General features: G+C 40.0%; 12 protein-coding genes. 3 read left to right on the plus strand and 9 right to left on the minus strand.

Annotated features, from left to right (window positions below):
- Nucleotides 1–243: 243 nt before the first annotated feature.
- On the plus strand, nucleotides 244–1,149 hold the full coding sequence (locus HH301_RS00735; protein WP_169566122.1) for a glycosyltransferase family 2 protein: 906 nt from the start codon (nucleotides 244–246) through the stop codon (nucleotides 1,147–1,149).
- A gap of 2 nt (nucleotides 1,150–1,151) precedes the next feature.
- Complete coding sequence (asnB, locus tag HH301_RS00740; protein ID WP_169566123.1) at nucleotides 1,152–3,053, plus strand: asparagine synthase (glutamine-hydrolyzing); 1,902 nt, start codon at nucleotides 1,152–1,154, stop codon at nucleotides 3,051–3,053.
- Here the strand turns inward: asnB and HH301_RS00745 are convergent, their stop codons facing one another.
- Genes HH301_RS00745 through HH301_RS00755 form a run of 3 tightly spaced genes read right to left on the minus strand, consistent with a single transcriptional unit; the run spans nucleotide 3,054 to nucleotide 4,725 of the window.
- Nucleotides 3,054–3,557, minus strand: a complete 504-nt coding sequence (locus HH301_RS00745) for a glycosyltransferase (protein WP_169566124.1) — start codon at nucleotides 3,555–3,557, stop codon at nucleotides 3,054–3,056.
- Nucleotides 3,554–4,021: a glycosyltransferase family protein gene (locus HH301_RS00750; RefSeq protein WP_169566125.1), complete on the minus strand. Its 468-nt coding sequence runs from the start codon at nucleotides 4,019–4,021 to the stop codon at nucleotides 3,554–3,556. Before HH301_RS00750 ends, HH301_RS00745 begins: the two co-directional genes overlap by 4 nt.
- Nucleotides 4,015–4,725 carry a polysaccharide deacetylase family protein gene (locus HH301_RS00755; protein ID WP_169566126.1) on the minus strand — a complete coding sequence of 237 codons (711 nt, stop codon included), beginning with the start codon at nucleotides 4,723–4,725 and terminating at the stop codon, nucleotides 4,015–4,017. The genes HH301_RS00750 and HH301_RS00755 overlap by 7 nt, the downstream gene beginning before the upstream one ends.
- Nucleotides 4,726–4,884: 159 nt before the next feature.
- Between HH301_RS00755 and HH301_RS00760 the strand changes: the two genes are divergently transcribed.
- Entirely contained in the window at nucleotides 4,885–5,913 is a 1,029-nt protein-coding gene (locus HH301_RS00760; protein WP_169566127.1) for a GNAT family N-acetyltransferase, read from the plus strand.
- Nucleotides 5,914–5,932: 19 nt separating this feature from the next.
- Here the strand turns inward: HH301_RS00760 and HH301_RS00765 are convergent, their stop codons facing one another.
- The 6 genes from HH301_RS00765 to HH301_RS17710 all read right to left on the minus strand — a co-directional run bounded on the left by HH301_RS00765 (nucleotide 5,933) and on the right by HH301_RS17710 (nucleotide 17,559).
- Nucleotides 5,933–7,219: a Coenzyme F420 hydrogenase/dehydrogenase, beta subunit C-terminal domain gene (locus tag HH301_RS00765; protein WP_169566128.1), complete on the minus strand. Its 1,287-nt coding sequence runs from the start codon at nucleotides 7,217–7,219 to the stop codon at nucleotides 5,933–5,935.
- Entirely contained in the window at nucleotides 7,209–7,832 is a 624-nt protein-coding gene (locus HH301_RS00770) for a CatB-related O-acetyltransferase (protein ID WP_169566129.1), read from the minus strand. Before HH301_RS00770 ends, HH301_RS00765 begins: the two co-directional genes overlap by 11 nt.
- A 123-nt stretch (nucleotides 7,833–7,955) precedes the next feature.
- Nucleotides 7,956–9,374, minus strand: a complete 1,419-nt coding sequence (locus HH301_RS00775) for an oligosaccharide flippase family protein (RefSeq protein ID WP_169566130.1) — start codon at nucleotides 9,372–9,374, stop codon at nucleotides 7,956–7,958.
- A 7-nt stretch (nucleotides 9,375–9,381) separates the two neighbouring features.
- Nucleotides 9,382–10,704 carry a hypothetical protein gene (locus HH301_RS00780; protein ID WP_169566131.1) on the minus strand — a complete coding sequence of 441 codons (1,323 nt, stop codon included), beginning with the start codon at nucleotides 10,702–10,704 and terminating at the stop codon, nucleotides 9,382–9,384.
- 24 nt (nucleotides 10,705–10,728) lie between these two features.
- On the minus strand, nucleotides 10,729–12,006 hold the full coding sequence (locus HH301_RS00785) for a polysaccharide pyruvyl transferase family protein (protein WP_169566132.1): 1,278 nt from the start codon (nucleotides 12,004–12,006) through the stop codon (nucleotides 10,729–10,731).
- Between the two features lie 90 nt (nucleotides 12,007–12,096).
- Nucleotides 12,097–17,559, minus strand: a complete 5,463-nt coding sequence (locus HH301_RS17710; RefSeq protein ID WP_169566133.1) for a VCBS domain-containing protein — start codon at nucleotides 17,557–17,559, stop codon at nucleotides 12,097–12,099.
- Between the last annotated feature and the right edge of the window lie 172 nt (nucleotides 17,560–17,731).

A 17,731-nucleotide genomic window follows, 5' to 3' on the forward strand; every position in this document is an offset into this window, starting at 1 on the left:
TACAACGCCGAAATAAAGTATTATTGCCGAGTAAATTAATGTGGACTAGAGTGAAAATTCAAAAATACTAGACCTTATTCATATTTTATGCATCGAAACTTTCAAATAAATCTTAATGAAATAGTAAAAGATAATACTTATTCTAATAAATATAGGAACTTAAAAGTAACAAATCGGCCAGTCAAGAGAAGGTACATTGGCGCTTGAATTATGAATCTAAAGAAATAACAACTACAAGACGATATGAAAAAGTTACTAAGCATAATTATTCCCCACTATAATGATCTGGAGGGCCTATTAAATTGTTTAGAATCGATTGGCCACTTGTCTGATTCGTATTTTGAGGATTTTGAAGTTATTGTTTGTGATAACAACTCCCCGCATTTCAAATTGGATACGACCCCATTCAAATTTGACATAAAAATTGTAAAAGAAACAGAACGAGGTGCAGGGCCCGCCAGAAATAAAGGCGTATCAATTGCTATTGGAAAGTACCTAGCCTTTACTGATTGTGACTGCTGGTTAGACAAAAATTTTGTATCAATCGGCTTAGAATTTATTAAAAGGCTTGGAGATACGGCTGTAGTTCTTGGTGAAGTTATTATTGATGCTAGAAATAATAACTCTCCATCCAGTATTGAGGCTTTTGAGCAAATATTTTTAATGGATCAAGAGAAATGTGCTCGAAACGGAGATGGAGCCACGGGCAATCTTTGGACTAGTCGTAGCCTGTTTGAAACTATTGGCCCCTTCCGATCAGGAATTGCGGAAGACACTGATTGGTGCAAGAGAGCACTGTCTCATGGAGCAAGTTTTCATTTTAATGCATATTGTATTGTTCATCATCCAGCCAGAACAACTCTTCAAGAGTTGAAAGAAAAATGGGGCCGGCAAACAGCCATGAATTACAATCAAGTCAGAACTAAACAATACTTTTACTTTAAGTGGACAATATTGACTATAGCAACAGCAGCATCCGGCTTTCTACATATCCCAAAAGCTCTACTCAGCAACAGAATACCCAAAAAAATTAATCGTCTCAAAGCCATACCAACTTTAGTATGGTGTCGCTTTTATAGAGCAAAGCTGATGCTAAAGTTTCTAATAAGTGGCAAAACTTTTATCAACCCTATTGAGTATTGGAAATAAATATGTGTGGCATCTCTGGTTTTTTAAACTACGACAATCATAGAGAGTTAGCGACAGCTGCAAATGAAATCCAAAAATCACGAGGCCCTGACGCCAACGGGATTTGGTCAAACGACTTTCTTAGCATTTCACACCAAAGGCTTTCAATAATCGATCTGGACGACCGCTCAAACCAACCCATGTTGAAACGAAATTTAGTAATTGCATTCAACGGGGAAATATATAACTATAAAGAATTAAAATCACAACTTCAGAAAGATCACGGAACATCTTTTAAAACCAACTCAGATACTGAAGTAATACTAGAACTATTCGCCATTTACGGGATAAATTGTCTTTCATTCCTAATTGGTATGTTTGCGGTAGCGATTTACGATAGTGACAGCAAAACCCTTTTTCTTGCACGAGATCACTTTGGAATAAAACCTCTTTATTTTACTAGAAATAACGAGAGGTTCGCGTTTTCCTCAGAATTAAAGACACTAAAGAAACTCGTTGGTCAAAATTTCAATCTCAGCAATCAAGCTCTAGCAGCTTCAATGCAGCTTTTGTGGCTACCAGATGCTTATTGTATTTTTGAGGAAGTTCACAGATTAATGCCTGGTCACTATGCAACCATTAATCAAACTGGAATGGTTAATATTACTGCATATTGGCAGCTAGAAGACAAAACGAACCACAACATTAAAGAGCTTAACGAGCCAGATGCCATTGAATATTTAGCTACTGAATTTGAGAAAAGCATTGAGAGACATCTAGTAGCAGATGTTGAAGTCGGGAGTTTTTTGAGCGGTGGATTGGATTCCTCCCTCATCAGTGTCGCCGCAGCGCAAAAAACAGGGTATCTAAGAACTTTCACTATTGGGATGTCTGAAAAAGACAAAAAAATAGAAAAGATGGCTGACGACCAGTACTATGCCGAGTTGTTAGCAGAAAAAATGGGCTTCAATCACGAATCCATTGTCGCAGACCCTGATATTGTTTCATTATTGCCTCAGGTGGTATATAATCTCGATGAGCCAATCGGTGACCCTGCAGCTCTAAACTCACATCTTATTTGTAAAACCGCACATGATGAAGGACTAAAAGTTCTGCTGTCTGGAATGGGTTCAGATGAAATTTTTTTCGGGTACAGAAGACAAAAAGCTCTAGCTTATGCTCAAAAATACAAGGATCTTCCAAAAGCCTTAAGAGCAATCATTAAACCAATCGTCAGTGCCGCTCCTGTGAAATTGGGTTCACACGGAATCAGATCAAGTCGATGGGCTAAAAAATTCTTAACATTTGCCGAATTACCAAACAACGACGCATACTTAAGAAGTTATAGTCAATACACTGCATCTGAGTTGGCGGTTCTTATGCCCAATTTCAAAAAAGAACAGTTGGAATCCCTCTCAATATTTCATAATGAGGTTATGGACTCTCTTTACCAAGCAGATTTCATTAACAACTTGTGCCAAACCGATATAAAGCTTTTCATGTCTGGCTTGAATTTGACATATACTGATAGAAGCTCAATGGCCAATTCAATGGAAGTCCGTGTGCCGTTTATTGACAAGAACTTTGTAGAAGCGGCGATGCAAATTAATAGCAGCTATAAGTTTCAGAATAATTCGTCTAAATCTATTTTGAAGAAGATGGCCGAACGCTATTTACCAAAAGAAATAATTTACCGTCCTAAGTCAAATTTTGCCTTACCTACTCGCAGATGGCTATCAAACGAATTATCGGAAATGGTGAATGATCTACTCTCTAAAGATAGAATCAATTCCCGCGGCTGGTTCAATTCAAACGAGGTTGATAAAATTATCAAGTCACACAATGCGGGTTGGGAAGATAACTCTGCTAAGATATATCAAATGCTCACTATTGAACTATGGGCACAAAATTTCTTAGACAACTAATTATCTATAACTTTCAAATATGAAATTCTTCAGCGCCCTTATTAGTTCTTTATTCGCATACTGTAGTGCAGGATCCTGTTTTACACTACCTAGTTGCCCAAGAGCTTTGTTTATAATAATAGCCAAGTCAGTCTCATCTGTCGCCACATAGAGGCCACGCCTCCCCTGAAACCTGTTGGCAGTAGCTATCTGATGATCATTCCTTGTCTCCTTCAGTCGTCCATATCTTGGCATTACAACTATAGGCTTCTGAAGCTGCAACGCAGTAATGATGGATCCCATCCCAGCATGAGAAACGATCAGTTTTGAGGAATGGAACAATTCGTTGTAAGTAGATGGACTAATAAACTCTTCATATTTTATGTTCTTAGGGACATAAGTAGAGCTTGTGATTTGACCAATTTGAGCAAAAATATCTTCATGGCTGTTCTTCGCAGCAAATTCATCCACAGCTTGGATCAATCGATTAAATCCCATTTCATGACCTACTGTTACAAATATCAAATTACCGCTCCCTTAAAGACTGGGCCTTGGCCCTTGTCCCCAGCCAAATGCTCCCATTGCGTTAACCATAAATCAGCATATTTGGCAACTTTCTGACCTGATAAGGAGAGCTCATCTGCATTAGCAATGCTATCGACCCAGATTGTTCTTGCACCTAACAATTTACCTATTCGTATAGCAAAATATCCCAACGCAGCCCCCGTAGAGATTATAACATCAGGCCTCTTTAGAATAATTAAATATGTAATACTAACTAGCTGAAGAATTAAGCGGAACTTTTGCCAACGATTAGCAGATATTAGGCAATAAAATTGTGCATTATTGCCTTCCATCTTCGTCTCTTCTTCATACTCACGCTTTGTAGTAATGTAACTAACATCACAATTTTCATCCCAAGCAGGCCGCATTCTCCGCAATTGAATCCAATGCCCTCCAGCTGAAGATACAGCGAAAATTTTTACCATTCCATTTTACCGAGTATTTCACTTTGAGTAACAATTTTAAGATTGTTCCGCTCAGATAGCTCAATCAACTTTTTTGTCAAAGATATCACATATTCATTCATCTCATTATTATGAACTCGGTCAAAATCATGCATTAATACAACCCCTCCATTATTAGAAGCTAGACTAGTAACGATCGCTTCCACTGGAACTGGATTTTCCCAAGTGTCCGTAGAGTCATGTGTCCACCATCCAATTTTTAATTTCTTGCTCCAAATATAAATAAGGGTAAGCAAGTTAATTTTGCCATACGGTGGGCGTATCAACCTCAACTCTAACCCCTCACCCAAAATAGTATCTATTCCACGCCTTAAATCATTAAAAACTTTTTGAGGCAAGTTAGTCCAAGCATTCAAATGTTGAAATGAATGGGTTCCGACCTCGTGCCCGGAACTTGCTATCATCCCAAGTATTATATTATCACGTTCAATTTTTTCACCCAGCAGATAGAAAGTCGCTTTGGCATTTTTTTCTTCTAAAACTTTTAATAACTTGATTGTTAGCGCCTCTGAAGGCCCATCATCATAGGTTAAACACAAAAATCCATGTTCACGACAAATGTTCCCCAACCGTTTAATCGCAATTAACTTAGCAACTTGAGGAACCCCAATCCACAATAATAAAGTAAACCCCGTCAAACCAACTAATGTGAGTATCCAAATCATTTGATACCTTACTATTGAATAGAACCACGCTCTAGTGCCAGCTTAACTTAGCACTCCCATCGCCTCAAACATTAGAATTAATAACTACTAAATGTTCTGGTAATATAATTCTGTTACACTAGAAAAACCATCCTGCACATCAATAAATGGCTTAAGACAATGTATGATATTTCATATTTTACTTACAAAGAAGTACAAGAGTACAATGACTTCTTAACCCGAATGACAAATAGCCAATCACCTGCCTTTTTTAAGGAGCCAGTGGGAGAAGATTTCTGGTTTCCTAATAACACTTCTGGAGGGTATGCAATATTTGCTCATACTGACAATGAAATTGCTGCAACTTGCTTTCTCACCGGCAGATCAGTCTGCTCAGGAAACAAAGAGATTTTAGCATACGAAATTGGCGGAACAAACACTTCGCCTAACCATCAAAGGAAAGGCTTATTTACAAAACTAGTTAAAAAGGCAGTTGAAATCGCCTTTGAAAACAGAGACATTGCGTTGATATATGGTACGCCTAACGATAGATCCGGTCCGGGATACCGAAAATTAGGATTCGCTTTCACAGATTTTCCGAATAGCAAACTTTTAATATTTCCGAAGCTCTTAAGACTGATAATCAGAAAACTAACTGATCGGAAACCTAGCGAAATCATTTTTCTTAAAAAGAAGCGAGATAATGAAAACAGACTTTCAACCCAAGAAATATCCTTAACTGAATACGTAAATGAAACGAAAGATTTTACTAGGCTGAATTGTTCTTCCGAACACTACTTGTTGAACCGATTGAGCACCTCAAAATCTTCTTTAGAGAGCAAATCACGTCGCTTTTTTAAGCACAATGGCGAAAAAGGAACTTACCATTTTGCATTAGTCAACTATCCCCTGCAATACCTCAACCTGATCTTGGTCTCTGAGTATTTCTACAACGGCAAAATTGATCATTCGGGACATTGTTTTAAATATTTAAAATTCATCGCTAAAAAATTCTATGAAAACTTTGACGGAATTTATATAAAATCAGTAGCGTCAGAAAATAATCGTTTTTTCTCTTTTCTTAAATTTGGGTATATTACTCATCGTAATCTGCCAATTTGCTATTTATTTAGCGAAAATTACAAAAATGAAATACAACTTGAAGAATTAACTTCCGTTTTTCAAATGACAGATTGTGACATTGGATAAGATTCGATGGGTACAAAATTCACAATTGCTCAATCCGCAAACGTTTCCGTAACCCCTTAGCATAGACTCGCTTAATGGTTCCAAGAATAGAGCTCAACCTCTCTCTAAAAGTCAATTCTCTAAGCCAATACCTTGCCATTCCGAAGCCTTTATACTTTGGCACACTAGCCCCCGCAAGCCTCAAGGCCAATAATCTGCCCCACAGCATGCCCCGCGCCTTAATTAAGTTAGGCTGAGATCTCGGGAGCAAGCTAGCATCTGAGTTTTCTAAATATATAAAACCCTCTGCTACAGCCGCTTCCAAGAACCGTTTACCTTTCTCAGTCCTAACAACAATAAGGGATTTACCTATTTCTCCTTCTGTTGGCTCACGATACCAAGGGTCACCAACTGAGATATCTGCAAATTCACCTGTATGATCAGGGCAAATATAGCAACGCCATTGCCTATATTTTTGTAGAAAGCCCCATGATTCTTTATAGGTCAATGATGCAGAGTTTAAAGCACCCTTTTTATCTCGAAAGTCTGCTACCCACAAACCAGGCCAACCAAATCCGCGATATTTCAACGAGCTTAAAGAACTAAGAGGATTAACCTTTTCCCTATTCAATAACTTGGTAACACCCTTTGTTGACGGAGTCCCTGCGCAAAAGAAGCTGATTGTAACTTCAAGCTTACTATCCAAACTAGTATCTGTTCTTTTTAGCTTATGAACAGCAGCAACATCACACGGCTTCCCAACAAAAACTGATTTTTTCTGCCTGGCAACCAATTCACCAAGCCCATCACAAGGGCTAGATGGAGCATATCTAGAACCAGAGTTTTTTATGAGGCCGGCTCTATCCGTACTATATTTGGTTTCATTTAAATAAGGAGCGTTTTCAACAGGGCCGACATGTAGAACACCCTCAACTTCATTATTTTGAAGTGCAAACAAGGACAAAGCCGTTGCTGCTCCTCCACTGGAACTCTTGAATCTGATCTCTTCATCCAGCGAATACCCTTCGTAAACAGCTATAACAGGACCCCAGGCCGGAAATAACTCTTTCAACAAGTTTTCATTACTATGTGTTTCTTCATGTTCTAGAAAAAAGCCTGGGCAAGCCGCAAGCCCTCTACCAGTCTCTACTGCGGGTTTATCTCGCAGAAATGGTCTATTACAATGCTCAAGGGTCTCCCGCATTTCATAGCGTTTAGGCTCCGCATATTCGCAGGCTCCACACCCAGTGCACAAATGCTTTTCAACCACATCTTCAATAGATCTAATTCCGGAAACACTTAGTTTCCTATTTAACTTATTTACCATTTGAATTCGATAATTTTCTATTATTTATGAAATAGGATAGGTCATCTATTGATAGGGGTTTAAATGGATTCACACCACTTTGATAGATTTCCACGACACTTGAATCCCACCAGGAACTTTGTTTAATTTTATGGATTAAATCTTCCGAATATCTTTTGCGAACACATTTTGCAGGAATTCCAGCCACAATAGAATATGGAGCAACATCTTTTGTTACGATAGATCCGGCAGCGACTATTGCCCCATCTCCAATTGACTTACACGTCGCAAGTATGATTACGCTACTACCTATCCACACATCATTTCCAATACTCAGCGGATTCATTTCATTGATTTCTATAGAGTCTTCATCAAGTATTCCTAGCTCTGCATTATAAAACAGTGGATGCTGCGATAAAGTATCTGTAGGGTGATTTCTTCTGAACACTTTCAATCCATCGCCAATTGAAGTGTACGCTCCAACTTCAGTACCTTTTGGCAATTCTCCTGGTTTCATACATGGTCCATAGCTATAGAAACCAACCACCACACCATGATATTTGGATAATATTTGTCTGAGTGTCTTTGAGAAAATAGTCCCGCCTTCTAAACGACAACATGCAGAAACGATCATACTCCGAAGCCGAGGGATACGGTATAACTTGACAAGTAATCCTGACCAACGACTTTTAGACCTTTTCTCTAGACAAGCAGCCCTATTCACTAAATTGTTTTTCAATATCTCCCCCCATTTTCCTTAAGTCTTAAGCGATTCTTTTAGCCAGCGAAAAAAATCAGGCATACATAATAAAAAAATTAAATTAACCGCGAAGGTAACTAGAAATGCCCAAATTATCTGCTGAAGCTCAGCACCCGGGAAGAAGCCATTCAACCCCATAAAAGTCAGTGCTAGGTTCGCTCCAAAAACAAAATTAAACCGGAAGAATAATTTTCCAAAGCTCGGTGTATGCCTCCGCATCAAAATCAGCATTCCCGCAAACGCAAGATATTCACCTAAAACACCACATAAAACCACATCAACGATGTCTGCCCCTACCCAAGCAAAATAGACCCCAAATGGAATCATAAGAATTCTCAACATATTACCATACATTGGAATCTTAGTTTTTCCTTTACCAATAGCAACAATTACAGTTCCAGCCTTTGCCACCCTAATGCCTTGCATCAAAGCCAGCCAAGCAATCACTTGATTTGCCAATGCGTATTCGGGACCATAAAAAAGTGTCAAAACAGCCCCTCCCCCAACGATTAGCCCCATTGACAAAGACGACCCCAAAAGAATGCAAGCACTAATACAAACTTCGGATAGGAATGAGAAACTGCCATCATTTTCTTGTACAGCTGCGAGCTTAGGCAGTAAAAAAGTTTGCGCTACTCGGCTCAAAATACTTGCCGGAAACAAGCTTAAGGCAAACGCAGCTCCAAACCATCCCAGCTCTTCTATTGAATAAAATGAGCCAACGATAGTTCTGTCTGCCTGAAGGACTCCAAAAAGCAGCATTCCATTCAGAATTAGCGGCCATCCAAACCTCATTGCTGCCCTGAAATCCGTGTAACCCCATCCCAAACGATAATTTCTCATGGCAAACAGATGTGAAATAATTACCGTTGAAAAGACTTGCGAAAGAATAACGCCAATCATCAGCATATAGTCATCCAGAAACAATGCAAAAACTGGCACAGCTACCAGGGATATTACTTGTGGCAAATTCTCCAAGAATACCGTTGGAACAAAATTTTGTTCTCTCTGAAATCGAATAACATCTAGATGAAGCAAACCTCTAATAAAAGGAACAACGGATATCATCTGATAAGCCCACACCAAATCTTGAAGATTAAACAATGCGGCGATCCATCCAGAGGATAGAAATAAGAAGACGGCACCCAGTAGCCCGCGAATAAATTCAATAAAGTGGCATACCTTTTGTGTCTCTAAATTGTTCCCGTACTTGGATTGAACAATAAATCTATCAATAGCAATGTTACTAGTTGCTTCGACCAGCGTCATTACTATTGCAAATGTTGTGGCGATTCCATAATTTTCTACTGATAAATATCGAGCAATTAAAACATTTCGACCAAACGCAGAGCATGCGCCAATAAGACTTCCCGCGGAGAGAATAAGTCCACTTTTTATAAATTTCCGACTTTCCATAATAGTTTTAAGAGCTCAAAGGGCGATTAGAGGCTCTATTTTTTTTGCTCTTCGCTTTCAGGTCTTGCGATGGAAATGTTGAAACACTAACAATTAAGCCCAGAACAACAAATGAGAGCATTAACGGAGGGCCAAACAATCCAACAGACATAGAGGCAACATCGATACCCAACAGTAATGAAACCAGAGTGAAAATTGCTTTTCTGTCAGATATAACATTTGAGCGCTTCCAAAATTTGACGGACATTTTTATGGCTGCATAGTGAGAGTATATGTATAAAAACATTGCTAAAATCCCACCATAGAGCCCCATGATTAGAAAGTGATTTACAACATCTATGTGGCCTCTACCATCCAAGAGTGCTCCCCAATGATGCGGCCAATTTCCAGCGACACCATACAGCCAAAACTCATCCAAGTTATCAAATGCAATTTCCATCAAGCGCACTCGATACCAAGCAGTTCCAGCACTCAATGCGATATACCCGACCAAACTATAAAAATGTCTATTCGAGGCTAACTCCACCCCAATACACACAAAGATTATGAACCAAATTAGTGGTTTTATCAGTGACGTTTTGAACGCAAACGCATTAAATCCCAGGAAAGCAAGAAATGCGATCCAAGGTCCACTGGACATTGAGGAGAAAGTTCCCAACGCGCCTGATATCACAGACACAATTAACAAGCTTTTTGATTTTGCATAGCCTCGTACAGACCATAAGATACCCGTCAACATAGCCATACTCAGACCAAAGTAAATATGAACTTCTGTACTTGCCTTTGCGCGCAACAACCCCAAACGATACTCCGGCGGTTTGTCAAACCAAACCCATGCCCGGTAAACTTCTAATTTTTGATATGGAGAGTAAAACGTCACCGCTTCGACAACTCCCATAACTCCCATGAACAAGGCAAGGAATGCACAAGGAATAAAAAGTCCCGCAATATCACGCGTGTCTTTAATAGCTAACCTAGTCGCCATGTAGATAAGTACTGTATCTAATCCACGTCCGATTTGACGACTTATTTCTCCACTATCAGCCCCACCTATAAAACTAGCCGCAATCACCCATACCCAACAAATAAAAATTGAGAGATCAACTCGATTAAGAGTGATTTTTTTCCCTCTACCATTGAAAAGAAGCTTTACAATTAAAATAAAAGCAATCACCCGGGGTATTGACATCTGGACAACACCAACAGGCATCCTAAGATATTCTGGCCAAACAAGCATTGAAATGATTACAACACCCAGCGCAAAACCCGGACGAACAAATATTGAATAGAGCGAAAACAACGCCGCAAGTAATGAAGTTACCCCTACCAAAACTTAGCTTCCCATGTTTATTATTTATCTGGATAAGGCAGTTACAATTTCATCAAATTGCATTCGCGATTTATTTATTACCTCAACAATACTTTTTTCAAGATGCTGGCGAATTTGCTCTCTATCCAAATATGCACTCTTAAGTGCCTCAAAAATCTCAACTTCGTTTTGATATCTAGGGTCAAACACGTAATCTTGCTGAGAACAAGTTGCAAAAACACCTTTTGTTTTATCACTGTATGCAATTGAACAAGTGGGCACACCCATAGACAAACTAGCTATAGTAGAATGCATTCTCATTCCACAAAACCAATTCATTTTAGCTATCAGCCACTTTACTTCTTCACAAGTAATATTATTTGGAAATACTGTTATCCTAGAGCATTCAGTTAAATTGTTGTCTTTAAGAAACTGGCGGGCAGCCCCCCAATCAGATTCATAATGCCCTTCAGGGGCTAAGACATGAGAAACTAAGAATACGTGTGCGTTTGTTTCTTTCAAGACCCATTCTACAAAATTTTTCAAAACTTCATTGTAACGAGCCTTGAACCCAAATTTCTTTGTAGCACCTTGTGGATCTTGATAAACTAAACCACTGATATTTATACCTATTTTTGGAATACCTGAAGCAGACCCTTCACATATTTCTTCTTTAATTTTCTCCAATCCGCCTGGCTCTCTTGCAGGCAATGCAAACGCCACATCCACCCCTTCTTTATGCAAACTGCTATCAAACACCGGGCCGAGTAAATCTACAAGGTTATCAAAACTATGTTTATCTCGTGCGAAACACATTGAGGCATTTTTAACAATTTGTTCTGCAACATCTCTGTTCTTTTCTTGTTGATAAGGCCCGAAAGTTTGAGGCAGCAAAATCAATTTCTTTTTTAATTTAAGCGCGATGGACTTAATAACAGATATTTCATAAAACCTTTTTTGACCATAAATATCACTAAAACTATCCCCTCCTGAAATATCAAGTACGACATCTACCGATTTAATTAAGCGAAATATTTCGTTTCTATTTTGAATAATATTCGGAAGCTTCAACAGAATTTCCAGAAGATGAAAATTACCTGAATGAAAGATTCTTAGCCCGGAACGCAACCCAACATGGGTGACATGTACTCTACCCGCGGAGCCCAATCTGTACACAGATGTCCTTATACCAGTCCCACTATCGGCAACAAAAAATTCTGCAGAAGGCATTCTCTCTCCTAAAGCAGAAAGCGTTGAAAATAGCAAAGCATTCACGCCCAAATTACTAGTGTCGGGCGCAGCACCCGCTATAAGAATTTTCATATTTCACACCATACGCCGTACGTGTCATTTTAAACAAAATGACACGATATAGTTTAAGATAAAATGAAAATTCAATTGCCGAATTTTGGACTAAATTATAAATGAATCAGAATTTAGATCTTCAGGATCGACGCCAACAAGCTTAACTTCCATATCAGCGAGCTGATCACCATTGATATCAGCAAGCAAAGTTTGCGTATCAACGTCAAATCTAACCTGAGTTATTCCTGTTGAAAGGTCCATCTCCAAGTATTCATCAAAATAATCTAATGAGACCGTTCTCTCATAAATGCTGCCTTCAACGTTGAGGTCGACCACTTCATTTATCACTGTCACATCTGCAATTTTTCCATGCAATTGAGATCCCCAACCAGTTCCACCAGCATAAACATCCCAAGAAGATGCCTCACCGAGAGAAACATCGGCGGCATTATTTTCATATACTTGCGTCCCGTTAGCCCAAAAAGCAACAGAACTCGAAGACTCATTAATTACAACTTGAATATCCTGCCATCCAGCTGAATCAAAAACATTTTCAACTAATATTTTTCTGAGGTACCCTTCGCTATCTCGCAATGAAACCTCTAATCCATCATCCACTACACTGATTCCATATTGTGTGTGGTTCCAAAGCAGGGTCTGTTTTCCGCCAGTAAGAGTTTCCAAATCAAAAGTCACACTGATAGTAGCATCTCCAACCGGAAACAATTCACTTCCCCTTCCTAAATTAGTAACTCCCGCCCCAAATTTACCGGCTGCCTCTTCAAGCTCCAGAACCTGCTCTGCAGAGCTATAATTCTTGAGAAAGAAATCTTCACTTCCAATAAACTGGAATCCATCGCCGACTAAAGCGGAGATATCAATTCTATCACCTGAAGAGAAATCAGCAATTTGATCACTACCCTGGCCATCTACAGCACTATCGCTCAACGACGAAAAGACAAATATATCAGCTCCGTCACCGCCAGACAAAACATCTGCACCAACACCACCTTCAATAGTATCATCTCCACCGCCACCATATATGGTGTCGTTTCCTGCAAAACCAACCAGAATTTCCCCCGCTTCAGAACCAACAATATTGTCATCAAATATCGTTACTTCACTTCTCTCCCAGAATGCGAGAATTGCCTCAACGTCGGCACCGGCTCCAAAACTATCAGCAAGCCTAAAAGCTTCAAGTAGATCAGCGTCAGCCCCTAGTTGCTCTCCAAATAGATATTCATAATTTTCACCTAACTCACTAGCCTGTGGCGCTTCATAGTTTCCAAAGCTATTGGTATCAGAATCTTCCAACAAGAATTTACTCGCTACGTTATTGGTAACCGTAGCTCCTGGTGAGTTCATCACGTAAATCCAAGTATCTGGATAGGGCCCAACAGTAGTAAGTACCGTGTTATTACTAATATTAATCCCCGTCACACCCAGAGCTGTAATTCCATGATACCCTGACTGATAAATAACATTGTTTTGAATATCAAAATTACTATGCCGAGCAGCACCTATGTCTCGTATAAAAATTGCTTGGTTACTGTCACCTTCACCTTGATACATGAAGTTATTATAAATCTTCACATCCTGTACACCTGGCTTACCTTCTGAAGTCCAAAATTGAAGAAAATCAGCATGATCTCCAGCCTCAACATCTGCATGAAAATCAGTAAAAGTGTTTCCGGCAATTTCTATGTCTTTTGAAGCAACAAAATCAAAGCCATCTGTCCTAATGTTGTGAACATAATTATTGAACAAATCGAGGTCTGTGCAACTATCGAATACTGCAGCTCGCGTTGACTCAGTGAACTCCGTATTTTCAATCAATAATCCGTCAGATTTATCTGCCCACAAACCAAACACGCCCAAATCACGCATACCAGGTTCACCGCAAACAATACTGTCTGAAATACTGATGTTTGAAGAATTTTGGATACCAATAGTATGGCTTCCCCAATTATTTACCAGCTCTTGCGCTCCATTTGTCTGGAAATTAATATTTGAGAAACTAATATTTTCAGATCGATTAACAAATACGTCTGACAAGCGAGCCATATTGTTCGGATCGAAAGATTCTATCTGCACACCGTCCGTGGAAATCAAATCTTGAATCTTTACCCCAACATAATCGCCAGGCATAAGCTTCAAAACAACTCCTGACAAATCACCTTTAAGCAAGTTATTTAGTTCTTCAACAGAACTTACTATAATAACACCTTCAACGTTGGTATCTTCTTGAGAACCACTAGTGGCCCCATCTGTCTCTTGAGCTGGTGGAATGACTATAGGGTCAACATCTTGTTGAGGAATACTAATTGTCACCGCTGAATCATGTTCATCCATTTCATACATTCTGCTATAAATTCCTTCACCCGAAGGAATAATCGCAGCATCCAAAATAGAAACATCAGCAAGTTGACCATCAAGTTCCCCACCCCAAGGATTTCCTCCAAGGGTGACATCCCAATAACTTGGTTCTGTAAGAAGCACATCAGCTTGGTTCACTTCACCTGCAACGGCACCATCAACCAACACAGTTAGACTACTTTCAGAATGATCAAATACTACTTGGAAATCATGCCAACCAGTTTCATCAAAAACGTTTTCAAATTTATAGAATGTGATTCCACCATCTGAAGCCCGAAGAGCTACTTGGAGGTCATCATCTACGATGTTCACACCGTATTGCATGTGGTTCCAGATCACAGACTGTTTACCGCCCGCAAGACTATTCAATTCAAAAGTAGCGCTGAGGGTAAAACTCGACATACCAAACAAGTCAGCCGATTTACCGAGATTTTTGACACCCCCACCAAAAGCAGCAGCCGCTTCCTCAAGCAGCTCCACTTGTGTACCATCACTATTAGAAACTAGTTCGTCCTTACCAGAAATCGACACAGAAATGGTATGTGTTTGTCCACCAATAGTTTGAACAAATATTGTGTCGACAACCTGGTCCCCATCATTAAGAGATTGGAGGGAAGAGTTATCAAACGCCTGATATCTCCAGTTACCTTCCCCATCAATATTCAACACTCCAAAATCGCCAGTTATAGATTGCTCTAAAAAGCCACTTTCACCATCATCTGCATCTTCTGCGAGCAAACGTCCCGAAGCGATCAAGTCTCCATCTTCCTCTATAAACCCAACATCTACACCTGAGATCTTAGGCGCATCATCTGTTCCAATTAAAGAAATGGAAATATTATGAGGAGTTCCGTCAACTGAATATACAATGATTGTATCTACGACGGTTTCACCGCCGCGCAATCCCTGAACAGTCGAATCAGCCTTAGGTTGATATGCCCAGCGCCCATCAGCCTCTAAAACCAAAGAGCCATAAACACCTGTTACGACACCGGCCGTAAAACCACTCTCTTTGAAGTCCGCGTCATCAATAATCAACTGACCAGAAGCTATCATGTCAACGTCTTCAATGATGCTACCACTGTCAACACCTGCAATTCTCGGAACATCTTGAGTACCTACAAGTGTAATCGTAATATTGTGAGGCGTCCCCCCCAAAGTGGTGACAACTATTGTATCGTGGACAGTCTCGCCTTCGCGCAAACTTTGAAGTGCGACATCATTGGTTGCATGGTAAGTCCAGTCTCCATTTGTATTTATTGAAATGGAGCCGAAGTCGCCCTGGACAGTTTCTGCAACAAATCCACTCTCCCCAACATCTGCATCTTCCACATCCAAAACGCCAGAAGTTAAAACTAAGCCATCCTCTACGATGAGGCCCGTATCAACTCCACTTACCAAAGCTTTGTTATCTGCGCCCAAAACTGTGATGGTTACTTGATGCTTAGTGCCATCAACAGACATTACGACTAGTGTATCAATGGCTTTATCACCGTCACCCAGTTCTTGAATAACCGAGTTTCCTGATGCGTTATAAGCCCAATTCCCCGCAGCGTCAATGCTCAACACTCCATATGTGCCTTGCACAACAGTCGGAAAAAAAGCACTGTCACCAAAATCAACATCGTCCACGTCAAGCTTTCCAGATGCTTGTAAAGGCCCCTCCTCTGCCACAAACCCGGTATCGACACCCGTAATCACAGCGTCATCATTGGTACCTTCGATTGAGATTGAAACTGTATGCGTAGTACCATCCGGTGTGGTAACAACAAGCTTCTCTACGACAACATCTTCCGGGCCCAGAGACTGTATTTTATGAGCATCTTGTATTTTGTAGATCCAATTACCATCCGCATCAATTGTGAGTGCTCCATAAACCCCCACTACCGTACCTGACACGAACCCACTTTCACCAAAATCTATATCGCTTGACGTTAGCTTGCCCGATGCAACGTGCACCAGATCCTCAACGACCGAAGCAGCATCTTCTCCGGAAATAATGGACGCAGTATTCTCTGCAGGAAGATTCAATTTAACATTTTCTGGCAATGTTCCATCATCAAGCTCATACATACGGTCATACACAGTCAAGGTACCATCGACTTCGAGCACCTCACTATGAACAGAAACGTCAGCGACTTGACCGTTTAGATCCCCTCCCCAGGGAGTACCTCCGGCAAGTAAATCCCAATACTTAGCATCGGATATTTCAATAGAATTATCGTTGAATGATCTCAACAAATTGCCGTCAAGCCAAACTCCCAAATCACCAGTGGCCGCTGAATAGGTGACCTGTACATCATGCCATCCGGCTTCATCTACTGCATCTCTTACTGAGAAGTACTTCAGTTTGCCATTCTGTTGCCGCAATGCGATTGATAAATCGTCTCCATCAACAATAATTCCATACTGAGTATGGTTCCATAGAATTCTTTGATTACTAGTTTCCAAATCATTTAGTTCAAACGTTATACTCAAAGTAAAGTTTTCAAGATTAAAGTAATTTGCATCGCGACCGAGCGAAACAACTCCGGAGCCAAAACTCTCCGAAATGGAGTTCAGCGCATCACTTTCAGAAAATTCTAGATACGTTGCTGCTTCATTATCTTGGTTAGTATTATCATTTGAATCAAACTTAGGTGACAAGTTTCCATCATCCAATGCATACATTCGGTCATAGGTCGAGGATGAAGCATCGACATCTAACACTTCGTCATGAAAGGAAACATCAGCGATCAGACCATCCAGCCCGCCACCCCAAACAGTTCCACCAGCGGTTACATCCCAGTAAGTCGGATCAGAAAGTTCAACATCGGATGTTATTTCCGAGTAAATATTATGGCCATCTAGAAATACATTGAATTCGCTAGTAACAGCGTCATAAGTAACTTGAATATCGTGCCAACCAGCTTCTGTTAGAGCTGATGGAACAGAGTAATAATTTAGTTTGCCATCAGTTCCCCGCAACGCGACGGATATAGTATCGTCTTTCACAACTATTCCATACTGCATATGGTTCCATAGCAGTCGTTGTTCTCCACCATCCAGACTATTCAAGTCAAACGTCACACTCAGGGTGAAGCTGTCCATGCCAAACATTGAGGCGTCTCGACCTAGATTAACAACACCTGATCCAAAGTCAGCTGCTGCGGCGTTAAGAAGATCGAGTTCTTGCTGAGTAGTTAGACTGCTCATTTTTGGATTACTCCTGAGTACATGATGAACTTATGAAAGACGACTCACTGTTCGCCGATATCGTGAGAAAAATTTAGGAGAAAATTCTTTTTAAATCGTTACCAACAAAGATTAAAATCAGTAAATTTGAATTACTATAAAGTTAAATTGTAATAGAAAATTTTATGAAAAT

It is taken from the genome of Sneathiella limimaris, from assembly GCF_012932565.1.
Classification (GTDB): Bacteria; Pseudomonadota; Alphaproteobacteria; order Sneathiellales; family Sneathiellaceae; genus Sneathiella; species Sneathiella limimaris.